Annotated in this window: 10 protein-coding genes; all 10 read right to left on the bottom strand. The window is 40.3% G+C overall.

Features of this window, described 5'->3' with window-relative positions; translation table 11 throughout:
• Nucleotides 1-189: 189 nt before the first annotated feature.
• The 10 genes from R7040_RS24105 to R7040_RS24050 all read right to left on the bottom strand — a co-directional run bounded on the left by R7040_RS24105 (nt 190) and on the right by R7040_RS24050 (nt 7,161).
• Complete coding sequence (locus R7040_RS24105) at nt 190-951, bottom strand: hypothetical protein (protein ID WP_050907847.1); 762 nt, start codon at nt 949-951, stop codon at nt 190-192.
• A 137-nt stretch (nt 952-1,088) separates the two neighbouring features.
• The gene (locus R7040_RS24100; protein WP_062730532.1) at nt 1,089-1,544 is read right to left on the bottom strand and encodes a GNAT family N-acetyltransferase; all 456 of its coding nucleotides are present in this window, start codon (nt 1,542-1,544) and stop codon (nt 1,089-1,091) included.
• A gap of 128 nt (nt 1,545-1,672) precedes the next feature.
• The gene (locus R7040_RS24095; protein ID WP_064354101.1) at nt 1,673-2,149 is read right to left on the bottom strand and encodes a GNAT family N-acetyltransferase; all 477 of its coding nucleotides are present in this window, start codon (nt 2,147-2,149) and stop codon (nt 1,673-1,675) included.
• A gap of 138 nt (nt 2,150-2,287) precedes the next feature.
• Nucleotides 2,288-2,800 (bottom strand): hypothetical protein, encoded by a 513-nt coding sequence (locus tag R7040_RS24090; RefSeq protein ID WP_122067406.1) that lies wholly within the window; start codon nt 2,798-2,800, stop codon nt 2,288-2,290.
• Between the two features lie 719 nt (nt 2,801-3,519).
• Complete coding sequence (locus R7040_RS24085) at nt 3,520-3,858, bottom strand: hypothetical protein (RefSeq protein WP_318097232.1); 339 nt, start codon at nt 3,856-3,858, stop codon at nt 3,520-3,522.
• 127 nt (nt 3,859-3,985) lie between these two features.
• Nucleotides 3,986-4,393: a hypothetical protein gene (locus R7040_RS24075; protein ID WP_021485184.1), complete on the bottom strand. Its 408-nt coding sequence runs from the start codon at nt 4,391-4,393 to the stop codon at nt 3,986-3,988.
• 144 nt (nt 4,394-4,537) lie between these two features.
• On the bottom strand, nt 4,538-4,945 hold the full coding sequence (locus R7040_RS24070) for a hypothetical protein (protein ID WP_025526819.1): 408 nt from the start codon (nt 4,943-4,945) through the stop codon (nt 4,538-4,540).
• A 133-nt stretch (nt 4,946-5,078) separates the two neighbouring features.
• Complete coding sequence (locus R7040_RS24065) at nt 5,079-5,684, bottom strand: hypothetical protein (protein ID WP_318097231.1); 606 nt, start codon at nt 5,682-5,684, stop codon at nt 5,079-5,081.
• 285 nt (nt 5,685-5,969) lie between these two features.
• Nucleotides 5,970-6,479, bottom strand: a complete 510-nt coding sequence (locus R7040_RS24055) for a hypothetical protein (protein WP_017822011.1) — start codon at nt 6,477-6,479, stop codon at nt 5,970-5,972.
• Between the two features lie 124 nt (nt 6,480-6,603).
• The gene (locus R7040_RS24050; protein ID WP_064354104.1) at nt 6,604-7,161 is read right to left on the bottom strand and encodes a nucleotidyltransferase family protein; all 558 of its coding nucleotides are present in this window, start codon (nt 7,159-7,161) and stop codon (nt 6,604-6,606) included.
• Nucleotides 7,162-7,308 lie beyond the last annotated feature (147 nt).

Raw genomic sequence — 7,308 nt, 5'->3', positions numbered from 1 at the left:
CGCCATGATTCACATCAAGAATACTTGAATAAAAAGAATGGGATGAGACAGATGGCTACAAAGTGCCAGTTAACGCCGCATTAAGGGGTGAACAACGCAAGCCACCCGACCTAAACCATTGCACCGTAAACACTAAAGCCAATTCAAACCAAAACTGCCAAGCGTTGTGAATCCCTCTTGAATGCTTTGTTATAACGCTGATTCGCACAAACTAACACGAAAATTGTATGAATCTAATGACTTACTTGCGATAACTACTTTTCCATTCGGTAAATAAGCAACTCTTTCATTTTCACCAAGCTTACAGTAACTAAACTCCTCTGTTTCGAGGTGATATGCAAACCATTTAATCTTTTCATCAACAACATCCAAGTACCATGAAGTGTCTTTGTTGAACGCAATGCAAGTTGACAATAAGCATATACAAGCAACTATACGTCCAAAGAGCAAAACTGGTGACTTCCGCCCAAAATTTTTAAGAAAGCTCAGAGTTAAAAGTTTTTTAGGAGCAAAGTCATCTAATTGTGATACTGAACTAAACATTGCTATTGGCACTAGTGGTAATGCCAAAAATAACCCGATAATTGAGAGTGTGATTGGGATAAGCAGTACGGACGCAACGGTAATAGTATAAGCAAAAGGACTGCTAGGAACTTCGAGGATTGAATTTACATTTGTCGATGCTAGCCCTAAATTGAGTGCAGTGCCTGCAATAATGACTACACCCCAAAAGGCTTTTACAAAAAGCAATGAACTAGCCTGCTTAGCTATCCCATTGAGCCATATTATTGCTCCCGACAAAACAAAACCAAGGAAGACCCAATAGCTTGGAAATGGAGCAAAATAGTTAATCAATGGCATAGCTAAAAATGAAATGAAACCAATTAGATAAGCAGCTTCTTCGTTGGTAAGAGAAGAAACTTTCTCCTTATATGCCTTAACAATTTCCACTGTTTCTCCTTAAGCGTTATAACGCCCAATTAAGGCGTGAGCAACGCCACCACTTAACTTAACCGATTGCACCGTAAACACTAAAGTTGATTTGAACTAAAAATGCCATGCGTTGCGAATCGCTCTTGAATTGTTTGTTATGAGGCAACTTGAAGCGACAAAGAAAGGAAGTTTTCATCGCTTTCAGCCACCTGATAGCCAAGGGATTTGTAAAACCTTACCGCAGGCTCGTTTCTAGTAAAACTTGATAAGGTTACGTAACTACGCCCTTGCTCACGCGCCATTTTGTGAATCATGTTCATGACCCTTTCACCCAGTTTCTGATTTTGAAATTCAGGAAACACAATGAGTAAATGTACATGAAGTGCATTGTCGTAAGGCTTGAAGCATAGCATGCCAACTTGCGTGTTATTGAGGTAAACCCAGTGAAACCAAAGCGGCTCATAATCGTTTTTTAAACGATTGACCTGAAACTCATCACACCACCCAAAGACGGCATCAACATGCGAATAAAGTCCTTGTTTAACAACAGTAAACAGACTTTCGAACTCATCACTTTCTACTTGTATTAGTTGAATATCCATATGCCTCATAACGCCTTGTTAAGGTGTGAGGCACGCAATACCGAAGCTGCCGCATACCACCTTAATCACTAAAACCAACGCATAGTAAAAATGCCACGCGTGCCGAATCACTCTTGAACAATTTGTTATACGATTTCTCACAACGAGCGCTGAAACAGACCTTTTTGGACTTTGAAACCTAATTTTTCAAACAGAGCTTTAGACCGAAAGTTACCTTCATCAATGTCTGCATACAATTTTTCAATGCCCACAGATTTTGCGTGAGAAAATAATAAACTGAGAGCTTCCAACATATAGCCTTGTCGCCAATATGCTGAATTAAGTAAGCATCCAACCTCACATGAACGACCACAATCACTAAAACTATGTAAACCGCAAGTTCCAATAACTTTGTTGGTCGATTGCTCTAAAACTGCCCATTCCAGCGATTCACCCGACTTTTCTAATTGGACGACGCTTTCTAGCATCTGAAATATCAAATCTTTCGATGGAAAAACCGGATCTGAGGCAAATTCCATTGTTTGAACATCACCATAAATTTCAAACAAGTCATCAGAATCTTCCATTTGAATTGACCTCAATACAACCCTACTTCCGTGTAAATCAGGCTTCATTTTACTCCTTAATCGTATAACGCCCTGTTAAGGTGTGAGCAACGCAATACCGATGCCGCCGCATACCACCTTAAACACCTAAACCAACGCATAGTAAAAATGCCACGCGTTGCGAATCACTCTTAAACAGTTTGTTAGCTATTTTTTCAAGAAATCAAGAAAGTTAACGTCAAACACACCTTCTTCATCTTCTATACGAACCATAGAATTGAAAGAGGCTTCTTCAAAAGAAGGGTTTTCTTTTAAGATGTCTAGAAACAATGGCTTAATTTCATCACTTTCTATCGCCAAAGCAAGTGATTCGTGCGCAATCCTAATCAGTAGTTTAATATCTTCATCTTCATCGCCTGAAAGCTCCTCCTCCTCCCAACTTTCCATGATATCTCGAAGTTTAGATACATTCTTATTACCTCTTTCAAAATCAGAGAGAATAATAAACTCACCATGTGAGACTTGATTGTGTTGGACAAAATCCAGCCCATCCTTATTCCATATATTCCAATGCATGTCATAGTGCCAAAAGGCTACAGATATAGTCATATGGGAAAAAGCCTTCTGGCTTACGTAAAATTTTAATTCATCAATTCTGCTATCAATTAGCGTTAATAAAACACTCTTGTAACAATCAACTAGCTCAGTTTTATCTATCACAACAACTCCTATAGTGGATAAAGATTAAAAAGTGACAATTCCTATAAATAGCTAACGCCTTGCTAAGGTGTGAGTAACGCAATACAAAAGCTACCGCACAGCGCCTTAATCACCATAAGCCACCGCAAAGTAAAAATGCCACGCGTTACGAATCACTCTTAAGCAATTTGTTAGTACATGCGCCACTTCTATTTGTGCACTCCAAGATATTGAAAATTGGTATGATATGAAAGACTTTGAACACTGAAGTGAGACGGGCAACTACAAAACTTAAACTCGGTTAAGAGACGTGAGTTGGCTAGAAGAAAAACGTACTGAACTCCCCTACTTTTACTGGATTCAAATTAGAAAAGGATTCGGTCCTCGTACTTCAACAGCCACACCAAAAGTAATCAAGGTTCTCTCAAAAGCCACCACGAAAATGAAGAAGCGCCAAAGAAATAGACTAAGAGTTAGAAGCCGTAAACGGTGAAATAAAAGCAAGCACTCCGCATATAGTGCCACCGGAAAGAACGTGGAAGGTACAAACTGAAAGGTGTAAAGGCGAGCGCCAAAACAGATAAACATCAAAACTTATGACCTTTGATGTCAAACCCGTACTAACGCCGCGTTAAGTAGTGAGCAACGCCACCACTAAACTTAACCATACCACCTTAAACACAAAACCCAACGATGGAATGAAAAATGCCATGCGTTGGGAATCTGTCTTAAACGCTTTGTTAGGTATTCTTAGCCCGCTTTCTCGCAGGTTTCTTTGATACTGCTACTGGCTTGTGGTTCGCGACCGCTCCAGCTTGTGTAAATGGATTACCAAAATTTGGATTAAACTTATAACCACTTTCAAATAATGGCCGTAGTTTTTCCCAAGCTTTTATATCACTTATCTTAGGCGCTTTAAACGCAGAACCTGTTTCGAAGGTTTTACCGTTACACTGGGGACAAACGACTTCGTATTTTACCTCTGTCCATTCACCAGTTTTTGATTGATCGTACTTGTGCTTTTTAAACACTTTCCTGCAATCTAAACATGCAGATTTCACTGTAATATTTGATTTCATCCTGAATACCTAACGCCCTGTTAAGGTGTGAGCAACGCAATACCGGAGCTGCCGCATACCACCTTAACCACTAAAATCAACGCATAGTAAAAATGCCACGCGTTGCGAATCACTCTTAAACAGTTTGTTATAACTTCAGATACGTGTGGATTGTTGTATGTAAGTTTTTAAACCCTGTTAGCTCAAATTCCAGTACCCATGATGATTCAAGTGTCATAGGTAACTTTCCATTTGTCGATTCGCCAAATTTAATTTCAGTTATATCAACAGGACTATGAGCAGCAAAGAAGTAAACTGACCCATCAATATACCCGTCATCTGGGTTTACAGGGAAAGTAAATGTTCTACCAGCAAGTTCATTAAGCTCTGTAGGTAAATTTATACCGTTTAGGCTAATTACAGTTTCTATTTTCTCAGAATAGTCGTCTAGACTAAGTTCAAACGGCTCTATTCCTATCTCAAGTGAAACGTCACCATCGACGCCAGAAATCTTTGCACTTGTAAATTTGAGCTTTTCTATCGGGAAATTTTCCACTCTTCCTCCTGAGTTATAACGCCGCGTTAAGTAGTGAGCAACGCATTACCGAAGCAGCAGCAAACCACCTTAATCACTAAAACCAACGCATAGTGAAAATGCCATGCGTTGCGAATCCCTCTTAAACAGTTTGTTAGCTGTGTTTTACAACACGAGCTTTGCTCCCAACATACCGAGTACTGCGATAGCTACCATCGTAAACCAAAGGTAAATCATAAAAGATAGGCATAACGAAAATAAGCCTCTCACAGCTTTATCTAACTTTGCATCTTCATCGTGCTGTAAAAAATATGCTAGTTCTGCTGTAGGTATTGATCCAGCAAAACTCTTAAATTTGAGCTTTATCATCATCAGGCCCATTGAGACTGGAAGACTAGATACTAGTAAAATGACTCCCACCGAAATCCAGACATTCTCAGGGGATTCATTACCTAAAACTACTGCTGCTCCGATCAACACTAAAAGCATTCCCAGAAAGCCCTTAAAAGATGACAACAATGAGTCTCTTGTTTTTATATACAGCCAGAATAGCGGCTTATCGAATTTTCTCATTTTTTCCTCAAACAGCTAACGCCCTGTTAAGGTGTGAGCAACGCAATACCGAAGCTCCCGCATACTACCTTAAACACTAAAACCAACGCATAGTAAAAATGCCACGCGTTGCGAATCACTCTTAAACAGTTTGTTAGCCGTCATTTTCCACGCACTCTTGCTCTGAGTTTATGTGGTGAGAAAATGCTAATAACAAACTGTCGAACATTTCTTCGATACCGATGTCTTCAAGGTTGGTTGTTGGTTTAACCTTACTTTTAACTATTTTTCTAACTTTTATGTAGTGGACTACTCCACAAGCCCGAGATACAACCGTTAGCTCCTCGTCTAACAAAGCTAAAACCTCCCTTAGCCCATTATCGTGAGCTTCTGTTACTTGCTTTTGGAGGAAAGTACTGATGCTTTGATCGGTTGTGAACAAGTCCGTACTTCGCAGTTGTTCTAAATACGACTTCTGGAGCATTACCATTTTAGTTGCAACGTCTTTACCTCGGAGTTGGAAAGCAAGAATAGGTTTGTCTTTAGCAAGCTCGTTAATCGTATTTGAATAGCCAGAAATAAATTCTTGCGATAACTCTGGAGTAATCTGCTCAATAAGTTGTGAAAAATACCCCAGCATCAATTCCTGATTCTGTTGCGGAATAACTACACCTGCAATTCTCTTTTTATCAAAGTATTTCCGACACTCGTTGAGGTATTGGTCATACAATTCTGAGGGCGACATAGCTGACGCTAACACGTGTGCACGAAACTCTAATAAGTAGAACAATACCTGACGCGTCGTTCGTAGCTTTCAGCTCGCACTTTGGCGTAATACCCGAAACCGCTAAAGACTGCACTTAATGTGACTCCAGCGATCCCTATTAGGGCTGCGATAACTTGAACTTCCAATTTTCCTCCATGACGGCTAACGCCCAGTTAAGGGGTGAAGCACGCAATACCGATGTTGCCGCATAGCACTTCAACACCGAAACCAACGCATACCCAAAATGCCACGCGTGCTGAATCCCTCTTGAACTGTTTGTTATGTTCGTAGCTTTTGTAACCCTTGTATTGCTCGGTTGGTCGAATCTATTAAGTCTGTACGCTTCAGTTTCGTTCGAATAGCCAAAGCCTCAATAAACTGCTTTTCAGCGAGTTCATAGTTACCAAGCTCCACGTTTAATTTACCCAAGTGTTGTAAACTGAAACTCAAAGAAAGCACACAACCGTAATCTTGGCTTTGTAAGTATGCTCTCTCAGCACCACCCATATCACCTGCGTATTGCAACGCAATACCCGAAATATGAGTAGACCAAAACTTGTGCTTATCGCTAGATGTCGACATTTGGACTTTGGAAGCTAGCCAATAAGCCAAACTACAAAAACCTATAACACGCAAACAATCGGCTACTAAAATTTGCTGCCACTCTAGCTTTTCTGTTTCGCCTAAAACCTTAAATTTTAAGCATTTGTAAATAGTTAAAGCAAGTTTATGGAAAACGCTGAAAGTTACCCTATCCCTTTGATAGCCCACCATTTCCTCCAAGAACATAACGCCCTGTTAAGGTGTGAGCAACGCAATACCGATGCCGCTGCACACCACCTTAATCACCTAAACCAACGCATAGTAAAAATGCCACGCGTTGCGAATCACTCTTAAACAGTTTGTTAGTAGGTCAACTCCAAGGGAGCACCTGTACTTTCTGCCACCTAGCCTTATAGCCATCGGTCATTTTGTTGTAGTTAGTTTCTGTCAGTGCCTTTTTGTTAGGTTTGATCAACATATTAAATGCATCATCTAAGCCATAGGGGGTGAACAATTTAATGTTTCCTGCACTACCTATAGTGAAACCAATAGCAAAGGCAGAAAGCCAAGACTCAATACCTTGTTCAACTCGCTCATATGCCTGAATGGAACAACCAAACTTCTTAGAATAGCGCTCATGTATTAATGCTTGGTTTTTAACGTCAACGTCAACACTATGACTCAACCGCGAGCCAATGCGATTTTTGAACTCGTCTTCAGTTACAAGGTTAGATCTATCGAAGTAGACAACATCAAAGTCTTTAACTTGAGCAAGAAGCGGTTTCCTGTCGATACTATTCCAGATGATTTGGGTAATAGCACCGCCTGCAATATAGAAGTTTGGCGGCCCTACTTCTTGGCACTTCTCAGCTGTTTCGATCAATTCTGGAACTTGCTGAATTAGATACTTTAGTTTTTGTTTGTTCATCTTGACCTACTAACGCCCTGTTAAGGTGTGAGCAACGCAATGCCGAAGCCGCCGCAAACCACCTTAAACACAAAAACGCAACGCATAGCAAAAATGCCACGCGTTGCGAATCACTCTTAAACAGATTGTTAACTGGCTAACCTAACG

Source organism: Vibrio sp. 1069 (genome assembly GCF_033340555.1).
This window is presented reverse-complemented; position numbering and strand designations above follow the sequence as displayed.

Bases quoted from the DNA above. Each gene is read 5' to 3' on its own strand.
- R7040_RS24100 (WP_062730532.1), bottom strand. From the start codon at position 1,544: ATGAGGCATATGGATATTCAACTAATACAAGTAGAAAGTGATGAGTTC.
- R7040_RS24095 (WP_064354101.1), bottom strand. From the start codon at position 2,149: ATGAAGCCTGATTTACACGGAAGTAGGGTTGTATTGAGGTCAATTCAA.
- R7040_RS24085 (WP_318097232.1), bottom strand. From the start codon at position 3,858: ATGAAATCAAATATTACAGTGAAATCTGCATGTTTAGATTGCAGGAAA.
- R7040_RS24070 (WP_025526819.1), bottom strand. From the start codon at position 4,945: ATGAGAAAATTCGATAAGCCGCTATTCTGGCTGTATATAAAAACAAGA.
- R7040_RS24055 (WP_017822011.1), bottom strand. From the start codon at position 6,479: ATGTTCTTGGAGGAAATGGTGGGCTATCAAAGGGATAGGGTAACTTTC.
- R7040_RS24050 (WP_064354104.1), bottom strand. From the start codon at position 7,161: ATGAACAAACAAAAACTAAAGTATCTAATTCAGCAAGTTCCAGAATTG.